This is a genomic window from Allotamlana fucoidanivorans, from assembly GCF_045788535.1.
GTDB classification, from domain to species: Bacteria; Bacteroidota; Bacteroidia; order Flavobacteriales; family Flavobacteriaceae; genus Allotamlana; species Allotamlana fucoidanivorans.
This window is the reverse complement of record NZ_CP074074.1, coordinates 2,634,798-2,654,852: the sequence shown is the minus strand read 5'-3', so window position 1 is coordinate 2,654,852 and position 20,055 is coordinate 2,634,798. Positions and strand designations below refer to the sequence as shown.

At 33.0% G+C, this 20,055-nt stretch carries 21 protein-coding genes; 6 read left to right on the top strand and 15 right to left on the bottom strand.

All coding sequences use genetic code 11. The features are described 5' to 3' along the window. Window positions 1-49 precede the first annotated feature (49 nt). The 9 genes from KFZ70_RS11610 to KFZ70_RS11570 all read right to left on the bottom strand — a co-directional run bounded on the left by KFZ70_RS11610 (window position 50) and on the right by KFZ70_RS11570 (window position 8,312). A complete protein-coding gene (locus tag KFZ70_RS11610; protein WP_139698012.1) occupies window positions 50-868 on the bottom strand; it encodes an enoyl-ACP reductase in 819 nt (272 codons plus the stop codon). Window positions 869-918: 50 nt separating this feature from the next. Then, window positions 919-2,571 carry a DNA repair protein RecN gene (gene recN, locus KFZ70_RS11605; RefSeq protein WP_139698013.1) on the bottom strand — a complete coding sequence of 551 codons (1,653 nt, stop codon included), beginning with the start codon at window positions 2,569-2,571 and terminating at the stop codon, window positions 919-921. A gap of 66 nt (window positions 2,572-2,637) precedes the next feature. Beyond that, window positions 2,638-3,525 (bottom strand): DUF4835 family protein, encoded by an 888-nt coding sequence (locus KFZ70_RS11600; RefSeq protein WP_139698014.1) that lies wholly within the window; start codon window positions 3,523-3,525, stop codon window positions 2,638-2,640. After that, window positions 3,518-4,729, bottom strand: a complete 1,212-nt coding sequence (coaBC, locus tag KFZ70_RS11595; RefSeq protein WP_139698015.1) for a bifunctional phosphopantothenoylcysteine decarboxylase/phosphopantothenate--cysteine ligase CoaBC — start codon at window positions 4,727-4,729, stop codon at window positions 3,518-3,520. Before coaBC ends, KFZ70_RS11600 begins: the two co-directional genes overlap by 8 nt. A gap of 6 nt (window positions 4,730-4,735) precedes the next feature. Beyond that, window positions 4,736-5,065 carry a DNA-directed RNA polymerase subunit omega gene (locus KFZ70_RS11590; RefSeq protein ID WP_139698016.1) on the bottom strand — a complete coding sequence of 110 codons (330 nt, stop codon included), beginning with the start codon at window positions 5,063-5,065 and terminating at the stop codon, window positions 4,736-4,738. Between the two features lie 13 nt (window positions 5,066-5,078). Beyond that, window positions 5,079-5,879: an outer membrane protein assembly factor BamD gene (locus KFZ70_RS11585; protein ID WP_139698017.1), complete on the bottom strand. Its 801-nt coding sequence runs from the start codon at window positions 5,877-5,879 to the stop codon at window positions 5,079-5,081. Between the two features lie 108 nt (window positions 5,880-5,987). Then, a complete protein-coding gene (locus KFZ70_RS11580) occupies window positions 5,988-6,911 on the bottom strand; it encodes an ion channel (protein ID WP_139698018.1) in 924 nt (307 codons plus the stop codon). A gap of 2 nt (window positions 6,912-6,913) precedes the next feature. Further along, window positions 6,914-7,789 carry a 4-hydroxy-tetrahydrodipicolinate synthase gene (gene dapA / locus KFZ70_RS11575; RefSeq protein ID WP_139698019.1) on the bottom strand — a complete coding sequence of 292 codons (876 nt, stop codon included), beginning with the start codon at window positions 7,787-7,789 and terminating at the stop codon, window positions 6,914-6,916. 1 nt (window position 7,790) lies between these two features. Further along, window positions 7,791-8,312: a DUF6913 domain-containing protein gene (locus KFZ70_RS11570; protein ID WP_139698020.1), complete on the bottom strand. Its 522-nt coding sequence runs from the start codon at window positions 8,310-8,312 to the stop codon at window positions 7,791-7,793. A 58-nt stretch (window positions 8,313-8,370) separates the two neighbouring features. Here KFZ70_RS11570 and KFZ70_RS11565 point away from each other — a divergent pair, with 58 nt between their 5' ends. Both KFZ70_RS11565 and KFZ70_RS11560 read left to right on the top strand, forming a co-directional pair. Further along, a complete protein-coding gene (locus tag KFZ70_RS11565) occupies window positions 8,371-9,132 on the top strand; it encodes a 5'-nucleotidase C-terminal domain-containing protein (protein WP_139698021.1) in 762 nt (253 codons plus the stop codon). A 10-nt stretch (window positions 9,133-9,142) separates the two neighbouring features. Next, entirely contained in the window at window positions 9,143-10,060 is a 918-nt protein-coding gene (locus KFZ70_RS11560; protein ID WP_139698022.1) for a bifunctional UDP-sugar hydrolase/5'-nucleotidase, read from the top strand. 71 nt (window positions 10,061-10,131) lie between these two features. On the opposite strand, the gene KFZ70_RS11555 is transcribed toward KFZ70_RS11560, so the two are convergent. From KFZ70_RS11555 to KFZ70_RS11540, 4 genes are all read right to left on the bottom strand, one after another. Continuing rightward, complete coding sequence (locus KFZ70_RS11555) at window positions 10,132-10,890, bottom strand: hypothetical protein (RefSeq protein ID WP_139698023.1); 759 nt, start codon at window positions 10,888-10,890, stop codon at window positions 10,132-10,134. A gap of 86 nt (window positions 10,891-10,976) precedes the next feature. Continuing rightward, window positions 10,977-12,974: an NAD-dependent DNA ligase LigA gene (gene ligA / locus KFZ70_RS11550; RefSeq protein WP_139698024.1), complete on the bottom strand. Its 1,998-nt coding sequence runs from the start codon at window positions 12,972-12,974 to the stop codon at window positions 10,977-10,979. Then, window positions 12,974-13,819 (bottom strand): peptide chain release factor N(5)-glutamine methyltransferase, encoded by an 846-nt coding sequence (prmC, locus tag KFZ70_RS11545; RefSeq protein WP_139698025.1) that lies wholly within the window; start codon window positions 13,817-13,819, stop codon window positions 12,974-12,976. Before prmC ends, ligA begins: the two co-directional genes overlap by 1 nt. Continuing rightward, window positions 13,816-14,307 (bottom strand): GNAT family N-acetyltransferase, encoded by a 492-nt coding sequence (locus tag KFZ70_RS11540; RefSeq protein ID WP_139698026.1) that lies wholly within the window; start codon window positions 14,305-14,307, stop codon window positions 13,816-13,818. Before KFZ70_RS11540 ends, prmC begins: the two co-directional genes overlap by 4 nt. A gap of 53 nt (window positions 14,308-14,360) precedes the next feature. On the opposite strand from KFZ70_RS11540, the gene KFZ70_RS11535 reads away from it, so the two are divergent. The 3 genes from KFZ70_RS11535 to KFZ70_RS11525 are packed head-to-tail and all read left to right on the top strand — an operon-like array spanning window position 14,361 to window position 16,424. Beyond that, window positions 14,361-14,813 carry an LEA type 2 family protein gene (locus KFZ70_RS11535; RefSeq protein ID WP_139698027.1) on the top strand — a complete coding sequence of 151 codons (453 nt, stop codon included), beginning with the start codon at window positions 14,361-14,363 and terminating at the stop codon, window positions 14,811-14,813. Continuing rightward, window positions 14,813-15,835 (top strand): bifunctional diaminohydroxyphosphoribosylaminopyrimidine deaminase/5-amino-6-(5-phosphoribosylamino)uracil reductase RibD, encoded by a 1,023-nt coding sequence (gene ribD, locus KFZ70_RS11530; RefSeq protein ID WP_233244071.1) that lies wholly within the window; start codon window positions 14,813-14,815, stop codon window positions 15,833-15,835. Before KFZ70_RS11535 ends, ribD begins: the two co-directional genes overlap by 1 nt. After that, on the top strand, window positions 15,813-16,424 hold the full coding sequence (locus KFZ70_RS11525) for an HAD family phosphatase (RefSeq protein ID WP_139698028.1): 612 nt from the start codon (window positions 15,813-15,815) through the stop codon (window positions 16,422-16,424). The genes ribD and KFZ70_RS11525 overlap by 23 nt, the downstream gene beginning before the upstream one ends. A gap of 39 nt (window positions 16,425-16,463) precedes the next feature. On the opposite strand, the gene KFZ70_RS11520 is transcribed toward KFZ70_RS11525, so the two are convergent. Then, window positions 16,464-18,818 carry a zinc-dependent metalloprotease gene (locus KFZ70_RS11520; RefSeq protein ID WP_139698029.1) on the bottom strand — a complete coding sequence of 785 codons (2,355 nt, stop codon included), beginning with the start codon at window positions 18,816-18,818 and terminating at the stop codon, window positions 16,464-16,466. Window positions 18,819-18,993: 175 nt separating this feature from the next. On the opposite strand from KFZ70_RS11520, the gene KFZ70_RS11515 reads away from it, so the two are divergent. Beyond that, window positions 18,994-19,605 carry a YigZ family protein gene (locus KFZ70_RS11515; RefSeq protein WP_139698030.1) on the top strand — a complete coding sequence of 204 codons (612 nt, stop codon included), beginning with the start codon at window positions 18,994-18,996 and terminating at the stop codon, window positions 19,603-19,605. Here KFZ70_RS11515 and KFZ70_RS11510 read toward each other — a convergent pair. Beyond that, window positions 19,599-20,000: a thioesterase family protein gene (locus KFZ70_RS11510; RefSeq protein WP_139698031.1), complete on the bottom strand. Its 402-nt coding sequence runs from the start codon at window positions 19,998-20,000 to the stop codon at window positions 19,599-19,601. The genes KFZ70_RS11515 and KFZ70_RS11510 overlap by 7 nt on opposite strands. Between the last annotated feature and the right edge of the window lie 55 nt (window positions 20,001-20,055).

The window sequence follows — 20,055 nt, the reverse complement described above, 5'->3', positions numbered from 1 at the left end:
GAAAAAGCCACCGTTTTTACGGTGGCTCAATCTGTATATTTTATCTTAATTATTCTTCGTCTCCAACAAAAGCAGACATCACAGCATCACTCACACCCATATTACTAAAACCTCCATCATTATAAAGGTTTTGAAGTGTTACGCGTTTTGTTAAATCACTGAATAATGTCACAGTATAATTAGCACAATCTAAAGCCGTTGCATTTCCTAGTGGAGACATTTTTTCTGCATAAGATATAAAACCATCAAATCCTTTTACACCACTTCCTGCCGTTGTTGGTGTAGGAGATTGTGAAATAGTATTTACTCTTACTTTTTTATCTCTTCCAAAGAAATATCCAAAACTACGCGCAATGCTTTCTAAATATGCCTTATTATCAGCCATATCATTATAGTCAGGGAACACACGTTGCGCAGCCATATAACTCAACGCAACAATACTTCCCCATTCATTCATGGCATCTTGCTTGTAAAGCACTTGCATAACTTTATGAAAAGACATGGCAGAAACATCTGTTCCTTTCTGAGTCCAATCATAATTTTGATCTGTATAATGTCTTCCTTTTCTAACATTAATAGACATACCTATAGAATGTAATACAAAATCAATTTTACCTCCCAATATTTCCACGGACTTTTCAACTAGATTTTGTAAATCTTCCAATGATGTGGCATCAGCTGGAATAATTTGAGAACCTGTTTTTTCGGCAAGTTCATTAATTTGCCCCATACGCATGGCAACAGGTGCGTTAGTTAACACAAACTGTCCACCTTCTTCATGAACACGTTCGGCAGTTTTCCAAGCAATTGAATTTGAATCTAATGCTCCAAAAATGATTCCTCTTTTTCCTTTTAATAAGTTATACATGTATATTGAATTTGTATTTTAATTGGTTATTCAGCGCACAAAGATACTAATTAATTGAGTAATTCTTTTGCATGTGCTATAGCTGAAGTTGACACCTCTTTTCCTCCAAGCATTTGAGCGATTTCAACGATACGTTCATCATGGTTCAATTTACGCAAATTGGTTTGCGTTATATCATCAACATCTTTTTTATAAACCTTGAAATGCGAGTGTCCTTTGGCTGCAATTTGCGGTAAATGCGTAATAGAAAACACCTGCATGGTTTTACTCATTTGCAACATAATATCACCCATTTTATTTGATATTTCACCCGAAACCCCTGTATCAATCTCATCAAACATAATGGTAGGAAGCTGAATATACTGAGCTAACACCGACTTAATAGCCAGCATGATTCTAGATAATTCACCACCTGAAGCCGCTTTTTTCAATTCGTTAAAATGCCCCCCTTTATTGGCTGAAAACAAAAACGTTAAATTATCTTTCCCGTTAGCATAGAAGGTGTCACTCTTAGTAATATCTATATGAAATTGGGCATTTGGCATCCCTAAATTACTTAAAACAGACTCCAATTGTTGTTTTAAATTAGGTACCACCTCTAAGCGCTTCTTATGAATATTATCCGATAATTCATTTAGTTCTGTTTCTTTTAAACAAATTTCTAGGGTTTTCTTTTCAATATTTTCATCTAAATGTTGCGTTTCAAAAACCTTTTCTTCTAGTTTTAATTTAACTTCAATCAACTCTGAAACATTCGACGCTACATGTTTTTGCATTAAATTATGCAATATTTTAAGCTTAGTATCAACTTGCTCTAAACGTATCGGATCGGCATCTAAGCCCTCTTGTAAATCATGTACTTCACTAAACAAATCATCTAACTCGATAAAACTACTATTAACTCTTTCATAAAGCTCCTGATACTTTGATGATACCCCAGAAAGCTTTTGAAAAACCTGTTTTAAATGATTTAACGAAGTGATTATTCCAATTTGTTCATCTTCTAGTAAATGATGAGCTCCCGCCAAAAGCTCTTTGATTTGCTCAACATTATTTAAGGTTTCAAATTCTTCTTCGAGTGCTTCTTCTTCTCCTTCCACCAATTGAGCTTCAACTAATTCATTTAATAGAAACGAATTATAATCGTATTCTTTAAGTGCTTCAGCCTTAAACAATTCCAATTCTTTCAAGGCCGTTTGTAACCTTTTAAAACGTTTAAGTTCAGCTTGATATATTTCTAAATCCAGACCATTATCTGCTAAAGCATCAATGATTTGAAACTGAGAGTCTTGATTGGTTAATTGTAATGTTTGATGTTGCGAATGAATATCTATTAAACGTTCTCCCAAAACCTGTAAACCTGATAAATTTACTGGCGAATCATTAACAAATGCCCTTGATTTCCCCGAAGGTAAAATTTCTCTTCTTATAATAGTAAAGTCATCATAATCAAAACCCATATCTTTAAAAAGGGACTGCAATTTGTAACCAGAAACATTAAAAACGGCCTCAATGATACATTTTTGGGTAGCATCTTTCAAGCTACTTAAATCTGCCCGTTTTCCTAAAATTAATGACAAGCCCCCTAATAGAATAGATTTCCCTGCTCCAGTTTCACCTGTTATAATTGAAAATCCATTATTAAAATCTACTTGAAGTTGATCAATTAATGCATAATTTTTTATTGATAGTGATGCTAACACAGTGATTTATTGGGTTAAATTTAAAACTTAAATATAGGTGTAAAACCGTTTTAAAACAAGGCTGATTTAAAACCTTATACTTTGCCACTTTGTACTATACATGGGCGCCACTTTTTGAAGAGCGTCTTTTACGCTAGCTATATTTACCTGAGGGCCTCCAGAGAAAATTTGTTCAATTTCATCAGACTTAGCATCAAAAAAAGTACGTAACAAAAAGGAGTTTGGTCTTCTGCTATTCATAGGTAAAAACATTTTTATAGCTTCTGCTATTTCTGTTTTACCTGTTTTTACATCACTACTCATCACATCTAAACCTTTTCTGTGATAATTGTAAAGCACCGCCCTATATTCTTTAAAGGTTGGAGAAAGCACATTATCTATCAGTGCAAACCTACTTTGTAAACCATCTTCTACTTTCCAGCCTTTATAATTCCCTTGCTGGGAAAAATTAGTAATTATTTGCGCTTGTTTATAATATTCATCACCTCCTTTTTCTGAAAATGTATCGGCATCTAAGGCTAATATCATATACACATGAAACGCTAACACGGATATTAAATTAGATTCAAATTGGGTAGGATTGTATATAAGGTTTTGAAACTCTAAATACCTAAAATTAAAATCTTTATCATTAAAATTATAAATAGGTGTACTAAATGATGATTCGAAAACAGGTCTTGACGATTGAACTTGCAAAGCGGCCTGAAACGATTCTCCACTATAGTTATTTACATTAATAACCATAGTGCAATTAATACGCTCCTGAGTTTTGAATGTTTTATCTGTCCATTTTGTATTGTTAACAAACTCCGTAATTTGCTTTTCAAGTGTTTTGAAAATAGGAAAATTTTCATTCCCAGTTTGCTGAGCATTAACAACCACATTGCAATTCAACTCTTGTGAAAAACCTTTAATGGTTAAGCAGCATACTATTAAAACTAAAATGTTACGCATTAATTTCTAACATAATTTTGTTAAGCAAATCTGAAGCTACCTCCGTTTTAGACTTCAATTGATGTGCGGTCACCACCTCTTGATCATCAATAAAAGTAACTTTATTGGTATCGGTTTTAAATCCAGCCCCTTTATCATTCAACGAATTTAAAACAATTAAATTTAAATTCTTCTTTTTAAGTTTTTCTTTAGCATGTTTTAATTCGTTGTTGGTTTCTAAAGCAAAACCTACCAGATACTGCTTTGTTTTAATAGCTCCCAATGACGCCAATATATCTTTAGTTTTACTTAATTCTATTATTAACGTATCTGAAGCCTTTTTTATTTTTTGCACAGCTACTTCTTTTGGTGTAAAATCTGCTACGGCAGCCGATAATATAGCAATATCACATGCTTCAAAGTACTTATGAACCTCATCATACATGTTTTGAGCACTTACCACTGGAACAACAGTAACTAGAGCATGATTTAAACTTTCATGTGTAGGCCCACTTACCAAAACAACCTGTGCTCCTAAATTTGCAGCAACTTTGGCAATCTCAAACCCCATTTTCCCACTGGAATGATTCCCAATAAAACGCACCGGATCTATCGCTTCATAAGTTGGTCCTGCTGTAATTAAAACTGTTTTATCTTTTAGTGGCAGTTTATTTAAAATATCCTGCTCCAGAAAACACACAATATCCTCTGGTTCAGCCATTCGGCCTTCACCAACTAACCCACTGGCTAATTCTCCACTGGTAGCAGGAATCATAACATGCCCAAAAGCGTTGAGTTTTTCAAACGATTTGATGGTTGAAGGATGCTTGTACATATCCAAATCCATAGCTGGTGCGTAATAAATTGGACATTTAGCCGATAAATATGTAGCTAATAACAGATTATCACAAACCCCATTAGCCATTTTACTCATGGTATTTGCTGTTGCTGGTGCTACTACAAACAAATCGGCCCACAACCCTAAATCTACATGACTATTCCAAACAGCATTATCATCTGATTCATCTGTAAAAGAAGAATATACTGGATTTTTTGAAAGCGTTGATAACGTTAAGGGTGTTATAAAATCTTTTGAAGATGGCGTCATGACTACTTTTACATGTGCACCAGATTTTACAAACAGCCTTACTAATGAAGCAGTTTTATAAGCGGCAATACCACCAGTAATACCTAACAGGATGTTCTTACCGCTTAATATACTCATAAGAAATTATTCCTGAGAATCGTCCTCAGTATTTCTAAAATAAACTTTATCTGTTAACCATTCTTGAACGGCTAATGCATGAGGTTTTGGTAATTTTTCATAAAATTTTGAGACCTCAATTTGCTCTTTATTTTCAAAGATTTCTTCAAGACTATCATTGTAAGTAGCAAACTCTTCTAACTTATCAATAAGTTCTTTTTTAATCTCTGTGTTAATTTGATCTGCACGTCTAGCAATGATAGAAATTGATTCATAGATGTTTCCAGTTGGTTCATCTATTTGATTTCTGTCATACGTTACTGTATTTACAGGAGCATTGATTTTTTTTAAATCCATTGTTACTATTTGTTTAACTTTTTGAGCTGTAATTTTTTAATTCCTTTTCTATAATATTTGCCATATCATCAACGTCTTCAATATACTTTGAACTAGCAAATAATTTCTTGAATGCTTTAGAATAATCTTTAGCTGTTTCAAGTCTATCTTGTCGTTTTCTTTCTACACTATTAACTGCTAATTTATAAGCTGAATCTAACCTATAAAACAAGGCTTCTTCTTTTAGTTTTGATCCTGGAAATTCAAATATAAAGTTGTCAAAAGACCTGATTGAAGCTTGATAATCTGATATGGTATTATATTGTTTAGCTATTTCAAAAGCCTTCTTTTCTAATTTAAAAACCAATTCTTTTACCATTTGATTTGCTTCAGGCACATACTCTGAGTCTGGAAACAGGTTTATAAACTCTTGTAACTTTTCAACCGCTTCTTTAGTCTCTTTTTGATCTTTACTATACCTTGGCGAAAGCATAAAATAACTTTTCACCGCATAAAAAGACGCCTCCTCTAGTTTTTCACTTTTAGGGTAACTTGAAGCAAAACGCTCAAATTGATAACCTGCAACGTAGTAATCTTTCATTTTATAGAAAGAACTTGAGTACAGATACATCAGTTTTTCTGCTTGTGGCTTCCCTCTGTAATTTGGTACAATTTGAGCAAATAACTTATTCGCTTTAGCATACTTGCCATCATTATAAAGCGCTTCGCCTGCTTTAAACTTTGCACCAATATCGGTTGACTTTAATACCTTTTGATATTCGCTACAACTACTTAAAACAAAGAAAGTTATTAATATGTATAAAAATTTATTCATAGATTTTTAAACAGAATGCAAAATTAAGTTAATAATATGGATTTTAAAAATAATATTTCAAGCTAAAGTAATGGCTAAATATAAGCATTCACAAGGTTTAAGTTATATTTAACTTTTTAAGGGTTCAATAGCATCAAACAATTCATGATCAAGAATCATGTCACCGGCATCATTGTAATAATAGGCCTTTATAAATTTACAATTAAGCTTTGTATCCTTTAGTAAATAAGAATATAACTGGTGAACTTCCTGATTAAACGACTCATCATAATAACTCACCATAATGAGCAACTCCCCATGTTGCTTGATAAGTGCTTCATCTGAGTACCCAAAAAGCGGGCTATCTTGGTCAATTTCATGAACCAAAGTCCAGGTAGTAGGCAAGTACTTAATGGTATCTCGCTCTAACTTTAAAGCGTAAAAGTCATTAACATACTCACCTTTCTCATTTTCTTTGGTATGCACAAAAGTCACCGAAACTTTAGGGTTTATCATGGTGCTTTTTCGGTCATTTTCAATTCTAAACATAAGCGCCTTACCGTCTTCAAAATCTCTTAAAACCATATATTCACTAAAACGAATAGCGGCTCTTGGTTTTGAAAAGCGGCCATACAATAAACCTGTGGTAAAAGCAAAAAACATGAGTCCTACAAAAGCTTCTATTGAAGACACAATACCACTAAAAATACCTTTGGGGGCCAAGACACCATAACCAACTGTTGTAAATGTTTGGGATGAGAAAAAAAAGGCTTTTAAAAAATCTTTAAACACATCACCACTAGGTTGTGTAATATCTTCAATACCCAACAACAAGTAAATCAATGCAAACAAAACATTGGCCAACATGTATGTTATAAGAGAAAGACCAAAGAACTGCGACCAAGAAATAGTAACCAAATAGTTGTAGGCTTCAGAAAAACGACGCGGTTTATTTTCATGCAACACATTAAAGCTTCCACGGTTGTTAATCATGCGTTTTGCAAATTGCACCGATACATTTCCTACCCCTGGATCTTTAATCTTCCTTCCCAAAACTAGAATGCTTCTACAAAACTTTTTATGTTTTCTTTTAATGCTTGTGATGCCGATACGAGAGGTAAACGTACCCTATCTGCACATAAACCTAAAGTTTCTAATACCGCTTTAATACCTGCTGGGTTATTTTCAGCAAAAATATACCCAATAACATCCATTAACTTAAAATGTAGTTTAAAAGCTTCTTTGGCATCTCCTTGCAAGCCCAATTTAATCATTTGAGAAAATTCTTTAGGAAATGCTTGCCCAATTACAGAAATCACACCAGCACCTCCAGCTAAAACAACCCCTAAAGCTAAATCGTCATCACCAGAAATGATTAAGAAATCTTCAGGTTTATTCTTAATAAGCTCATAATATTGAGACATATTATTACCTGCTTCTTTCACACCAATAACATTCGCAAAATCATTGGCCAACCTCAAAGTGGTTTCTGGCTCCATATTTTTTGAGGTTCTTCCTGGTACATTATATAAAATAACATCTACAGGCGATGCTTCTGCAATCGCTTTGAAATGCTGATAAATACCTTCTTGAGTTGGTTTACTATAATAAGGTGACACAGATAAAATAGCGTCAATATCTCTTAAATCTGTAGACTGAATCTCTTCAATGATAGACGATGTATTATTCCCCCCAATACCTAACACCAAAGGCACACGCCCATGGTTAGCTTGCACTATAATTTGAATAACCTTTTTTTTCTCTTCTTTGGTAAGTGTAACACTTTCTCCTGTAGTACCACATATTACCAAATAATCTGTACCGTTTTCTATATTATAGTTTACAATATTAGTAAGCGCTTCATGATTAACGCTTAAATCTTCATTAAATGGGGTAACGAGTGCAACACCTGTCCCTAAAAATTTACTCATTCTACTCTATTTTATTTAATATTTTTAAATACTTAAAGACTTCCTCTTTAAATACATCGAATGCTTTTAATGGTATTTTAATAATTAAATCATTTAATCGCATATCAGACTCTAATGTTCCAATTTTAAACATTGCTTTTGACGATGCTGTTATCAATTTCAATTCTAACTTATCTTGCTCATAATAACTAATAAGCACATCAAAATTAGTGTCTAAAAAGGATTGCAAACTTGTATTTTTCACTGCTCCATCCCAAGAAAAATCTTTAGGATTGTAACGTTCATCCCAAGTATTTAAATCTTCTGTTATATGCTCTGAAAAAGAAATAACTTTTAGTCTATTAGCATTAACACCCAAGGTTGAAACTAATTGCTCAAAGACATCAATACTTTCAAACTCATCAATATTTACAACAACACCAACGCTAGCTACCTTATTATCAGAAGTATTAACACATCGTTCTGACAACAATTTATTTAACTTCTTTTTAATAGATTTTTCTTTAAAACCTTTTAAAATCATTCTACCTTTATGGTTTGCGCAAAGGTAACAAAAGTACATTCAATTTATCTTTTTTCATATGAGGATTACACTTTTCTTTATTTTGTTAAATTTTTTATTTTTTTTTAGTTGTAAAAACAAATCATGGCATTTAACAAAAATTGAAGCCAACCAAATCACAGTTTCAGACTCGCTTTTAAAAAAGTCTGAGGTTGAAGATTTTATAGAGCCTTACCGTACTCATATAAAAAAAGACTTGGATAGTGTTTTAGCCTACTCAGTAAAAACATATGCTAAAACAAACGGCACATTTAACACGGCAATTGGGAACTATATGGTAGATATTATTTTTGATGAAGCCAACCCCGTATTTAAAAAAAGAACAGGTAAAAATATTGATATGGTGCTATTAAATTATGGAGGTATCCGATCAAATTTACCACAAGGAAATATTACAGCAAGCCATGCTTATGAACTTATGCCTTTTGAAAACAGCATCGTTGTAGTACCGCTTAAAGGAACGACCATATTTAAAATGATAAACTACTTAATTCAGTCAAAACAAGCGCATCCTATTTCAAAATTACAACTTGTAATCAATAAAAATTATGAATTAGTAAAAGCCGAAATAAATAATGAAGCTATTAATCCTGAAAAAAAATATTACGTAGCAACAAGTGATTATTTACATCATGGAGGAGACCATATGGACTTTTTTAAAGAAAGTGATACTGTTTTCAACTTAAATTATAAAATTAGATCTATCATTTTAGATAATTTTAAAAAAATAGACACCATACAACCTGTTATTGACAACAGATTTATTCAAATAAACAACTAGTTGAAAGCACATGAAGCGTAGATATTTTCTTCAAAAAGCAACAGCAGCAACGGCACTAACCGCTATAGGAGGTTTTGGCATACAGTCATTTTCTTCTTTAGGTGCGCAAAAACAAATTACCATTCTGCATACTAATGATGTACACAGTCATATTGACGCTTTTAATTCAAGTGGCAACAAGAATGCTAAACAAGGTGGTGTGGCCAGACGTGCTAGTTTGATTGATTCCATTAGAAAAGAAAATCCAAACACCCTTTTGCTCGATGCTGGCGACATATTTCAAGGCACTCCTTATTTTAACTATTACGGTGGTGAACTTGAATTTAAACTTATGAGCATGCTAAAATATGATGCTGCCACTTTGGGAAATCATGATTTTGACAACGGTATTGACGGTTTGTATGACCAATTACCGCATGCTGAGTTTGAATTTATAATAGCTAATTATGATTTTTCAAACACCATCATGCACACACATACAAAACCTTACAAAATTTTCTTTAAAAACGACATTAAAATAGGCGTGTTTGGATTAGGTATAAAATTAGATGGCTTAGTAAATCATGAATTATTTAAAGAAACCAAATATTTAGACCCTATTGAAACAGCTCAGGAAATGACCCGAATATTAAAACACGAACAGGATTGTGATTTAATCATTTGCCTATCTCATCTTGGATATTATTATAAAAACACCCCCGATAAAATATGCGATCTAAATCTAGCCAAAGGCACCAATAATATTGATTTAATAATAGGCGGACACACTCATACCTTTTTACCCAAACCAACTATTGTAAAAAATGTCGATGATAAACATGTATTAGTAAATCAGGTGGGGTGTTATGGCATCAATTTAGGACGCATAGATTTTTACTTTGACAAAGAGAATGAAAAATCGGCAGAAGGAACTTCTATATTAATTTAACAAGATTTATCCAGGTGTGATTCATCTTATTTTAGCAAAAAAGAAACACATGACAAGCAAAACTTACGCGCTTATTCAACCATCATATATTTCTCTTCCTCTTTTCTATAAATAACATCTCTAAACTTAGTTTGCTTACAATAAAAATAAAATGCAGCTAATGTTAAAGAAGCAGCCGTTACATTCAAAATACTTTTCTGATCAATGTAGATATAAGCTACATCAAGTACTTCAGCAAACACAATGCATAATGTACCCAAAAACATAAATAGAGAACGTTTGTTTTCTCTATAAAAGTAATTAAGTAGAGCGGCAGACAATAATAAAAGGACTATAATATTATAAACCAATTCTACACTATATTCATACTCATATTCAAGATCTTTATTAATAATGTTTTGCAATACATATACCAAATAAACACTCAGTCCGATTAATACAATAACATGCACTTTCAAATGCCTTAAAACATGAAAAAAGGATATTTTAGAGGCAACTCTAATCAATAAAAACACATATGAAAAAATATACAAAGTATTCCCTATATAGTAATCATACTTGTAAAAAACCAAAGATTCCGGTTCACTAAGATTATAATAAGTTAGTACATGCGTAACAACCCCTATAATATCTGAAAGCGTATAAAACAGTAAGAATAATAAGAAGAAAATATTCTTTGGCGTTTTTGAATAAAAATAAGCCACACCTATTAGGGGTACCATTAATGAATCTAAAAGAAAAGCGAAACTGTAATGCTCGCTAAATTCTAAAATCATAAAGACTAGATAGACTATAAAGACTATACCTCCTATTATTTTGGATTTTTGCATAATAACAACTTCGAGTTAGTACACAAACATAAAAAACTATTTAAAAAAATCGTTAAAAAACATAATTTTATCGATGAAATACACTATTAATTTAACTTTTGTAAAAATTCACTTTCATTTATAACTAACACTCCTAGTTTTTCTGCTTTCGTTTTTTTACTTGGCCCCATGTTAGCCCCAGCAACAATATAACTCGTTTTTGATGATATAGAACTACTCACCTTTCCTCCATTGTCTTCAATGAGTTTTTTAAGTTCATTTCTTGAAATGGTCTCAAAGACTCCTGTAATCACCACGGTATCTCCTTTAAGCAGCTCGGTTTGCCCTGCCAATTCGGTTTCAGTCATTGATAATTGCACGCCAAACTGTTTTAATCTGGTAATGATTCTTATATTTTCAACCGAAGAAAAGAACTCTATAACACTTTCAGCTATTTTTACGCCAATCTCATTAACATTTATCAATTCTTCCTGTGTGGCCGCCATAATGCTATCTATATTTTTATAGTGCTTAGCTAATTTTTTGGCTACTGTTTCTCCCACATACCTAATTCCTAAAGCATACAAAACACGTTCAAATCTTATTGATTTTGATGCTGCTATGCCTTGAATCAGATTATCAGCACTTTTTTCTGCCATTCGTTCTAAAGGAATCAACTGATCTTTTGTTAATTCATACAAATCAGAATAATTAGAAATCAACCCTTCATTAACCAGTAAAGCCACCGTTTCTCCACCTAAACCATCAACATCCATAGCTTTTCTTGAAATAAAATGTTGAATCCTTCCAATAATTTGAGGGTTACATCCCGCATAATTAAGGCAATAATGCTGTGCTTCGCCTTCTTGCCTAATTAAAGCACTTCCACACTCTGGGCACTGCGAAATATATGTTGTAGGCTCTGAATCTTCAGAACGCATACTCAAATCGACACCCAAGATTTTTGGAATAATTTCCCCTCCTTTCTCTACAAACACAGTATCTCCTGCACGCACATCGAGTTTTTCTATGTGATCTGCGTTGTGTAAGGATGCTCTCTTTACTGTAGTTCCTGCTAATTCTACGGGTTCTAAATTGGCTACAGGAGTAATAGCTCCCGTTCTCCCAACCTGATATGAAATACTATTAAGTTTAGTAGATACTTGCTCTGCCTTAAACTTATAAGCCATTGCCCAGCGCGGTGCTTTGGCCGTATACCCTAACTCTTCCTGTTGTTGCAAACTGTTTACCTTTACCACAACCCCATCTGTTTCATAAGGCAAGTTATACCTACGTTCATTCCAATATTCTATAAACGCTAATACCTCATCAATTGAATTGGCTAATGTAGCAGCATCGGGTACTTTAAAACCCCATGCTCTGGCTTTTTCTAAAGATTCATATTGCGTGTTTATTTTTAAGTTTATTCCTGTTATATTATAAAGTAAACATTCTAACGGCCGCTTGGCAACCTCACTACTGTCTTGTAATTTTAAACTTCCCGAAGCGGTATTTCTTGGATTTCTATAAGGTTCTTCTCCCATTTCTATGCGTTCTTGGTTCATTTTATTAAACCCATCAAAAGGCAAAACAATTTCCCCCCTTATATCGAATTTTTCAGGATAATCTCCTTTTAATTTTAAAGGAACCGATTTAATAGTTTTAACATTAGCAGTTACATCATCTCCTTGAAATCCATCACCACGTGTCACTGCTTTTATTAATATTCCGTTTTCATAAGTCAAACTAATAGACGCTCCATCATACTTTAACTCACAGGTATATTGAATGTCTCCATCAACTAATTTTTTAATTCTAGTTTCCCAATCTTGTAAATCGGCTTTCGAATAGGAATTATCAAGTGAATACATTCGATGCTCATGCACTACCGTTTCAAAATTTTTGGTAATAGCACCACCTACCCGTTGTGTTGGTGAATTGGCATCAAAATATTCAGGATGTTTTTCTTCTAACTCTTGAAGTTGCTTTAGCTTTACATCAAAATCAAAATCTGAAATAGTTGGGTTATCTAACACATAATAGCTGTAATTATGCGCTCTTAATTCTTTACGTAAATTTTCAATCTGCTGTTCAATGGTATTCATCAATTCTTAACACCTTTTATCATTCTATCTTTCTTGAAGATATCCTGTTTTAATTCAATTTGTTTAAAATTATACTTCTGTAAAAGCATAATCATTTCTTTTCCTAAAAATTCATTTATTTCAAAAAGTAACTGCCCGTCTCTAACCAAATTAGTCAAAGCAAATTCTGTGATGGCTTTATAGAATTTTAAAGCATTATCATCTTTTACAAATAGAGCCAAATGGGGTTCGTTTTCTAAAACATTGGGCTTCATATATTTTTGTTCCTTTTCTCGCACATAAGGCGGATTGGAAACTATAATATCAAATGTTTCATCTGCCAAAGATTGTATATTAAGAATATCGGCTTCTACAAAATTTACAGTCACCTCATTTAACACGGCATTACATTGTGCTACCCTTAGAGCCTCTGCACTTACATCAAGCGCTGTAACTTTGGCATTCACTAAGTTTTTAGCCAGCGAAATAGCAATACAGCCACTCCCTGTTCCTATATCTAAAATCTTGATTTCCTGATTAGGTTCGGTATGGTGCAACACCCATTCTACCAACTCCTCGGTTTCTGGTCTTGGAATCAATACGTTTTCATCAACTTTAAAGGGCAAACCGTAAAATTCCGTCACCCCTAAAATGTATTGAATGGGGTTATTACCTTTCAAAAGCTCTAAAGACTCCAAAATGAGTTGCGGATTCAGAATTTCCATTTCTGGATGCATGGCCATATCTAACCTAGTCTTGTCATAATAAGCCTCAACTAGCATGAAAAAAAAGTTGTTTACCTCTTCCAATTGATAGGCTTCCGACAAATCTAGTCTGAATTTCTTTTGAATATCTGTTAGCTTCATAATGTTTTTATCATCCAAACACCACAAGAATAATGACCTGTATTTCCTAGCGCTTTTTCTAAATGATGAAAGCCAAAACGTTCATAAATATGAATAGCTGCTTTTAATTGAGAGGCCGACTCTAAATAGCATTTTTCATACCCCAGAGTTTTTGCCACTTCTAGGCATTTACTAAATAAAACCTTACCATAACCCTTACCTCTTACTTTAGGAGAAAAATACATTTTTTGAATTTCACATACTGTAGTCTCAAAATTGTTTAAGGGCTTTATACCGCCACCCCCTAAAATATCTCCTCCACAATCAATAACATAATAAACCTCATTAGTGTTTTGATACGATTCATACATCTTTGCCGTTTCAGGATCTGAATAAGCTGTACCTTCTAACGGAATTTCAAACTCATGAAAACACGCTTTTATAACCTGCTCAAGTAGGGTATTATCTTGTGGTTCTATTTCTCGAATAACTATAGTATCTTTACCCACTTAATGACTGTTTATTGAAACAGTGAAGATACGCCAAATAGCAAAATTTTTAAATGAAAAAGCTTATAATCTTATCAACATACTTATTATTCTCTGCCTGTACTATTACTGAAAAGCCTGAATTTAAAGGCATTGAAAATATAGACGTTTTAGAATCTACCTCAAAACATTTTATAATTCGTGCTGATGCTGTATTTTTAAACCCCAACGATGTAGGTGGTAAACTAAAAACGGATGAGATTAAAGTTTTTATAAACAATAACGAAATGGCTTTGGTTTCTACAGAAGCATTTAATGTGCCTTCAAAAAAAGAGTTTAAAATACCTTTAAAAACCAGCATTTCTAAAGATAGCCTGTTTAGCAATAAAAATTTAAGCGGACTAATAAATAGTTTGTTCAGCAAAAAAGTTGCTGTCCGCTACACAGGTACTATTGATTATACTATTTTAGGGTTTTCTCATAGCTATAACATTGATAAAACAGAAGAAATAAAAATAAAATACTAGTGTTAACTATTGACGAAATTTACATAAAGCGCTGTATTGAAATTGCTAAAAATGGTTTAGGAACTACCAGACCCAATCCTATGGTTGGCTGCATTATTGTGGTAAATAACACTATTATTGGTGAAGGCTTTACAAGTCCGTATGGTGGAAATCATGCCGAAGTCAATGCAATTGCATCGGTATCAAATAAATCCCTATTAAAGAAATCCACACTATATGCAACCCTTGAACCTTGTGCACATCATGGCAAAACACCGCCCTGTTCTGATTTAATTATAAAACATAACATTCCTAATGTAGTAATAGGATGTGTTGATGACAATGAGTTAGTTGCAGGACAAGGTATTGCCAAATTAATAAATGCCGGATGTCATGTTAAAGTTGGTGTTTTAGAAGAGGCTTGCAAAACCCACCATAAACGATTTTTTACATTCCACAATAAAAAACGCCCTTACATTATTTTAAAATGGGCGGAATCAGCTGATGGGTTTATAGCTCCTAAAACTAAAGACGAACAAAAACCTGTTTGGATTACCAATTCATACTCCAGACAATTAGTTCATAAGTGGAGAACAGAAGAGCAAGCTATTTTAGTAGGTACAACAACGGTTTTAGACGACAACCCAAGTTTAACAACCAGAACCTGGAAAGGATTAAACCCCATTCGAGTTGTTATTGACAGAGAAAACCGTATTCCAAACACGTTTTCTATCTTCAACAATCAAGCTGAAACCCTTATAATATCAAGTGATCTAATTGATTTTTCAAAACCTATAGCAAAACAAATTTGTGATATACTTTACAAAAACAACATCAACTCTATAATTATTGAAGGCGGCACGCAAACCCTTCAAACGTTTATTGACGAAAACCTTTGGGATGAAGCTCGTGTTTTTCAAGGTACAAATACATTTTTTGAAGGTACTAGAGCACCCAAACTATCAGGAATGACTGTATCTATTGAAAATTTCATGTCTGACTCACTAAAAACCTATCAAAATGATCAACACATTAATATTTGATTTTGGCAATGTTTTTATTGATTTAGATATTAAAAATGGGCTTCAAGAATCTCTAAAAGCATTTGGTATTTCAGCACTTTCAGAAGACATCATCAAGATCAATGAGCACTATGAAATAGGCACTATTTCTACGGATGATTTTATAGAATTTTACGCCAAAAAATTCCCTCATTTAACCAAAAGTAAATTAATTAACCTATGGAATAATATTTTAAAAGACTTTCCAACGTATAGGTTAGATTTTATAAAAAATCTAAAAACTAAAAACAAATTCAAACTTATTTTGTTAAGTAACACCAACGAACTTCATATAGAATGGATAAAAAAAAATATTGCATTCTATGAAGAATTCAAAGCTTGTTTTAATGCCTTTTATCTGTCTCATGAAATACATTTAAGAAAACCCAGTATTGATATTTTTGAGTTTGTTTTAGATACCAATAATTTAAAAGCTGAAAACTGTATTTTTATTGACGACAATAGTAATAATATTGAGACCGCTATAAAAGCAGGGATGAAGGCATGGAATATCAACCCTGAAAAAGATGATATAATTGATCTTTTCTACAATAAAAAAGACTTGTTTTAAAAACAAGCCTTTTATCGTCTTAAAATAACCTAATTTCTATTAGTCAATTATGATCCGTTTTACAACTTTTCTGTTATCTCTTTTAAAAGTTAAGAAATAAACACCACTTGCCCAACTATCAAGATCTACCTTTACTTTACCATTAGCAAAAGCCTTTGCCTTTGAATACATAACACTTCCTAAGACATTAACTATAGTAATATCTCCATTAAGTCGATCTTTTACTTCCATATTTAAGATTGATTTCACAGGATTAGGGTACATAGAAAACACTTTTTCAAGACTATTTTCTTCAACACTCAAAGCCCCTAAATATCTTAAAATGATCCTAGTAGCAACCCAATTAGAATCGCTTCCGCCTCGATCTGAAAACTCCAACGAAAGTTTTCCATCCATAACCTCAACTTCAAATTTTCTATTAAAATACACAGCAGGTGTCGTACTAATATGCTCTAGCTTATCGACACCTTCAGCTTTTACAAAAATTTCATCATGAGCATAAGATCTATCCCCAAAGGTGATTAACACTTCCCAATTTCCATTTTGAACCTTTGTTTCAAAGGTCGCGGGCTCTGAAGACATACATAAATCTCTGTTAAGATTATTAGTTCCCGAATCACTTCCTCTATCCCTATCAACTACTACTGAAGTATCTGTCCAACCATATAAACTGTTAGACGTATCACCATGTACTCTATCATAATCCGGCCAAAGTGCAGAAGTACGAGTCCCTAGATCAAATAAAAACTCATCACTGTTTTCATTAAAAAGAGATGTTTCTCTATACATATACACGGCACCAAAATCTGTACGTCCAGAAGTATCAAAAACAGTATAGTGAAAAAAATCTCTACCATTGAGTCCGGATGCAGGCGGTGTATATATTAATTCATTTCTACCCCCAGGTCCTGTACCTGGTGATAAACTAATTGTTCCTCCTAAATTACTAACTTGATCCAACACCCTCACATCTAACACATCATTATTAACATCATAGTCATTAGAAATAACATCTATTATTACAGGATCATCAGACTGCACTTCAAACTCATCATAAACTCCAAAAGGCTTTACAGGATCAGGATTAGCAATTAAATCACCTGCTGATCTTTTTTGATTAAGAACTTGCCTAACTACTTGAGCCTCGGCGGTGGAAAATCGCCCAATATTATGATTACCAGATCCATGCATAACACTAATAAAATAATCATTACCTCCAGATGATGTAGAACCTAAATTATTTCTTGGCCTATTTTCATAAAATATTCCGGAGCTATTAGTATGTCTTAAATTCCAAATATGTCCAACCTCATGAACCGCCGTACCGTTTGCCCAGCTAGTAGGACCATTACCTCCTAACGTACCATACTTATATGCAGTGGCTACCTTGTTAACATATGCTAAACCAGATGGATTTGAAAGCACATGATATACAGCAACATCGTGGGTAGTTCCTATTTCACCACCAGGATTACTATTCCAGTAATCTTTAAAGGCCTTAAGGCTTTCACTTGCATTGGCGCTTCCGCCTGTGGCAGTAACCAAATCCCTCAAAGGATCTGTACTCACATTGGTTCTAATAATCACCGTACCTAATTTAAACGACACCCCAGAACCATGAAGAAATCTACTATTCAAATTACCAATTATGGATTGCGCTGAAGCTTGAGCTGCGGCTAAGTTTCCGTTGTAAGCTGTACTCGCAAAAAATGCTCTTGAACCAATTTCCACACCAATTTCATATTCAAGAACATCCATTACAGTAGTTGGAGACAAATTAGCTACCAATTTACTATCATTTACTTTTTGAAATATCTGTTTATTCGATGAAATTGGAAGTGAAACAAACTCATTTTGAGTTGTAATTTTTGGTAACGCGAAGTTTTCTTCTTCCGACTCTTTAGGTTTCATACACCCTTTTTCCAAATGGGAATGCTCATTTTTAACTGAAAAAATTTGATGCTTCTTCTTATCTTTTGATACAGGCCTAATTTCTATAAGTTCTTCCTTAGACCTAACAATTGTGGCAATTAAAGACCCTTCTATTATAACAGCGTTTGTGTAATATTCGGGATGCTCCTTAACATATCCAGTATATACGCACTCTTCAGGCTTTTCAACTTCAACCAGTTTACCTGTTCCGTCATCGATTAAAAATCTAGTATTCTTTCCGTAAACAGAACATTTTTCTAACTTTATGGTCATCAACTCTTCTGAATAATGGACTTCCAATGAAAGACTGGACGGTAAATCTTCTGGAATCTGATCAATTACAAGCGATTCCTTTTGGTGAATTTTTTCACCAGTTCCCAAACTAATTTGAGCATTAACACCATAAAACGTCAAAAATACTAATGAAAAATAGTATTTTCGAAATTGTAATTTTAATTTCATCTAATTTTAGTTATTTGTAGTTACTCAAATGTAAAAACCCATACACATCTTATTGTCATCTATTTATGTCAAAATATGGTAATGAATAGTTCATTGATAGTACGTATAGATTATAAACAAACAAAACTTATCTTCTATTAAATTTTCTAAACTAATCTCATAAATTTTAACACCCTTGGATATTAAGGATACCTACAGAACACTTAAAACCAGTCCTCCCCCTATTCTGTTTAAAGATAAAAACAGTAAGTTTTTTGGTTACGCTTTTCCTGTGATAACTGAAACTGAAATAAAAGAACATATTGAAGTCTTAAAAAAAGAACACCATGCCGCAAGACATTGGTGTTACGCCTACCAATTAGGTACAGAAACCATATCATACCGCGCTAATGATGATGGAGAACCCAGTAACTCTGCAGGCATGCCTATTTATGGGCAAATTCAATCATTTGATGTAACCAATATTTTAATTGTGGTGGTTAGATATTTTGGAGGTGTTAAATTAGGCGTTGGCGGCCTAATAAATGCTTATAAAACAGCTGCTCAAATGATACTTGAGGCTTCAAATATTATAGAAAAAACAATAAACATTGACTATATTATTACGTTTGAATACAAAAACATGAACACAGTCATGCGAATTGTAAAAGAAAAGCAACTAAATATTACGAATCAAAAGCTAGAACTTAACTGTCAAATCACCATTTCAGTAAGAAAAAAAGAAGCAGACATGGTAGCGCAAACATTTGAAAAGCTCTATGAAATAGATATCAAACGTGTTCATTGATCTTTTATAGCATCTAAGATATATTGAGGTGGTCTTGTAGGTTTGTTTGTATTCTTATCAATAAAAACCAAAACGGTATTTGCAGTGGTTAAAATCTCACCTTTTTCATTAGTGATTTCGTAGTCAAATTCTATTCTTACAGATGGTGTTTTTTTTAGTTGAGTTTTTACATTAATTATATCATCATAACCCGCTGATTTTTTATAATTTAAACTCATTGAAACAACCGGAAGCATGATACCATTTTCTTCCATTTTCTTATAAGACACCCCTATTTTTCTTAACCACTCAATACGCCCCATTTCTAGATATAATGAATAATTTCCATGATAAACAACACCCATTTGATCTGTTTCTCCATACCTCACTCTAATTTGTATTTCATCGAATTTCATAAGCTTTTTTAAATATTTTTTTGTAGCTTCGGCTAGAGTTTAAACATGAGGAAAA

Excerpts from the sequence above, each read along its gene's own strand:
- KFZ70_RS11610 (WP_139698012.1), bottom strand. The coding sequence starts at position 868 with ATGTATAACTTATTAAAAGGAAAAAGAGGAATCATTTTTGGAGCATTA.
- KFZ70_RS11600 (WP_139698014.1), bottom strand. The coding sequence starts at position 3,525 with ATGCGTAACATTTTAGTTTTAATAGTATGCTGCTTAACCATTAAAGGT.
- coaBC (WP_139698015.1), bottom strand. The coding sequence starts at position 4,729 with ATGAGTATATTAAGCGGTAAGAACATCCTGTTAGGTATTACTGGTGGT.
- KFZ70_RS11590 (WP_139698016.1), bottom strand. The coding sequence starts at position 5,065 with ATGGATTTAAAAAAAATCAATGCTCCTGTAAATACAGTAACGTATGAC.
- KFZ70_RS11585 (WP_139698017.1), bottom strand. The coding sequence starts at position 5,879 with ATGAATAAATTTTTATACATATTAATAACTTTCTTTGTTTTAAGTAGT.
- dapA (WP_139698019.1), bottom strand. The coding sequence starts at position 7,789 with ATGAGTAAATTTTTAGGGACAGGTGTTGCACTCGTTACCCCATTTAAT.
- KFZ70_RS11570 (WP_139698020.1), bottom strand. The coding sequence starts at position 8,312 with ATGATTTTAAAAGGTTTTAAAGAAAAATCTATTAAAAAGAAGTTAAAT.
- KFZ70_RS11565 (WP_139698021.1), top strand. The coding sequence starts at position 8,371 with ATGAGGATTACACTTTTCTTTATTTTGTTAAATTTTTTATTTTTTTTT.
- KFZ70_RS11560 (WP_139698022.1), top strand. The coding sequence starts at position 9,143 with ATGAAGCGTAGATATTTTCTTCAAAAAGCAACAGCAGCAACGGCACTA.
- KFZ70_RS11555 (WP_139698023.1), bottom strand. The coding sequence starts at position 10,890 with ATGCAAAAATCCAAAATAATAGGAGGTATAGTCTTTATAGTCTATCTA.
- ligA (WP_139698024.1), bottom strand. The coding sequence starts at position 12,974 with ATGAATACCATTGAACAGCAGATTGAAAATTTACGTAAAGAATTAAGA.
- prmC (WP_139698025.1), bottom strand. The coding sequence starts at position 13,819 with ATGAAGCTAACAGATATTCAAAAGAAATTCAGACTAGATTTGTCGGAA.
- KFZ70_RS11535 (WP_139698027.1), top strand. The coding sequence starts at position 14,361 with ATGAAAAAGCTTATAATCTTATCAACATACTTATTATTCTCTGCCTGT.
- KFZ70_RS11525 (WP_139698028.1), top strand. The coding sequence starts at position 15,813 with ATGATCAACACATTAATATTTGATTTTGGCAATGTTTTTATTGATTTA.
- KFZ70_RS11520 (WP_139698029.1), bottom strand. The coding sequence starts at position 18,818 with ATGAAATTAAAATTACAATTTCGAAAATACTATTTTTCATTAGTATTT.
- KFZ70_RS11510 (WP_139698031.1), bottom strand. The coding sequence starts at position 20,000 with ATGAAATTCGATGAAATACAAATTAGAGTGAGGTATGGAGAAACAGAT.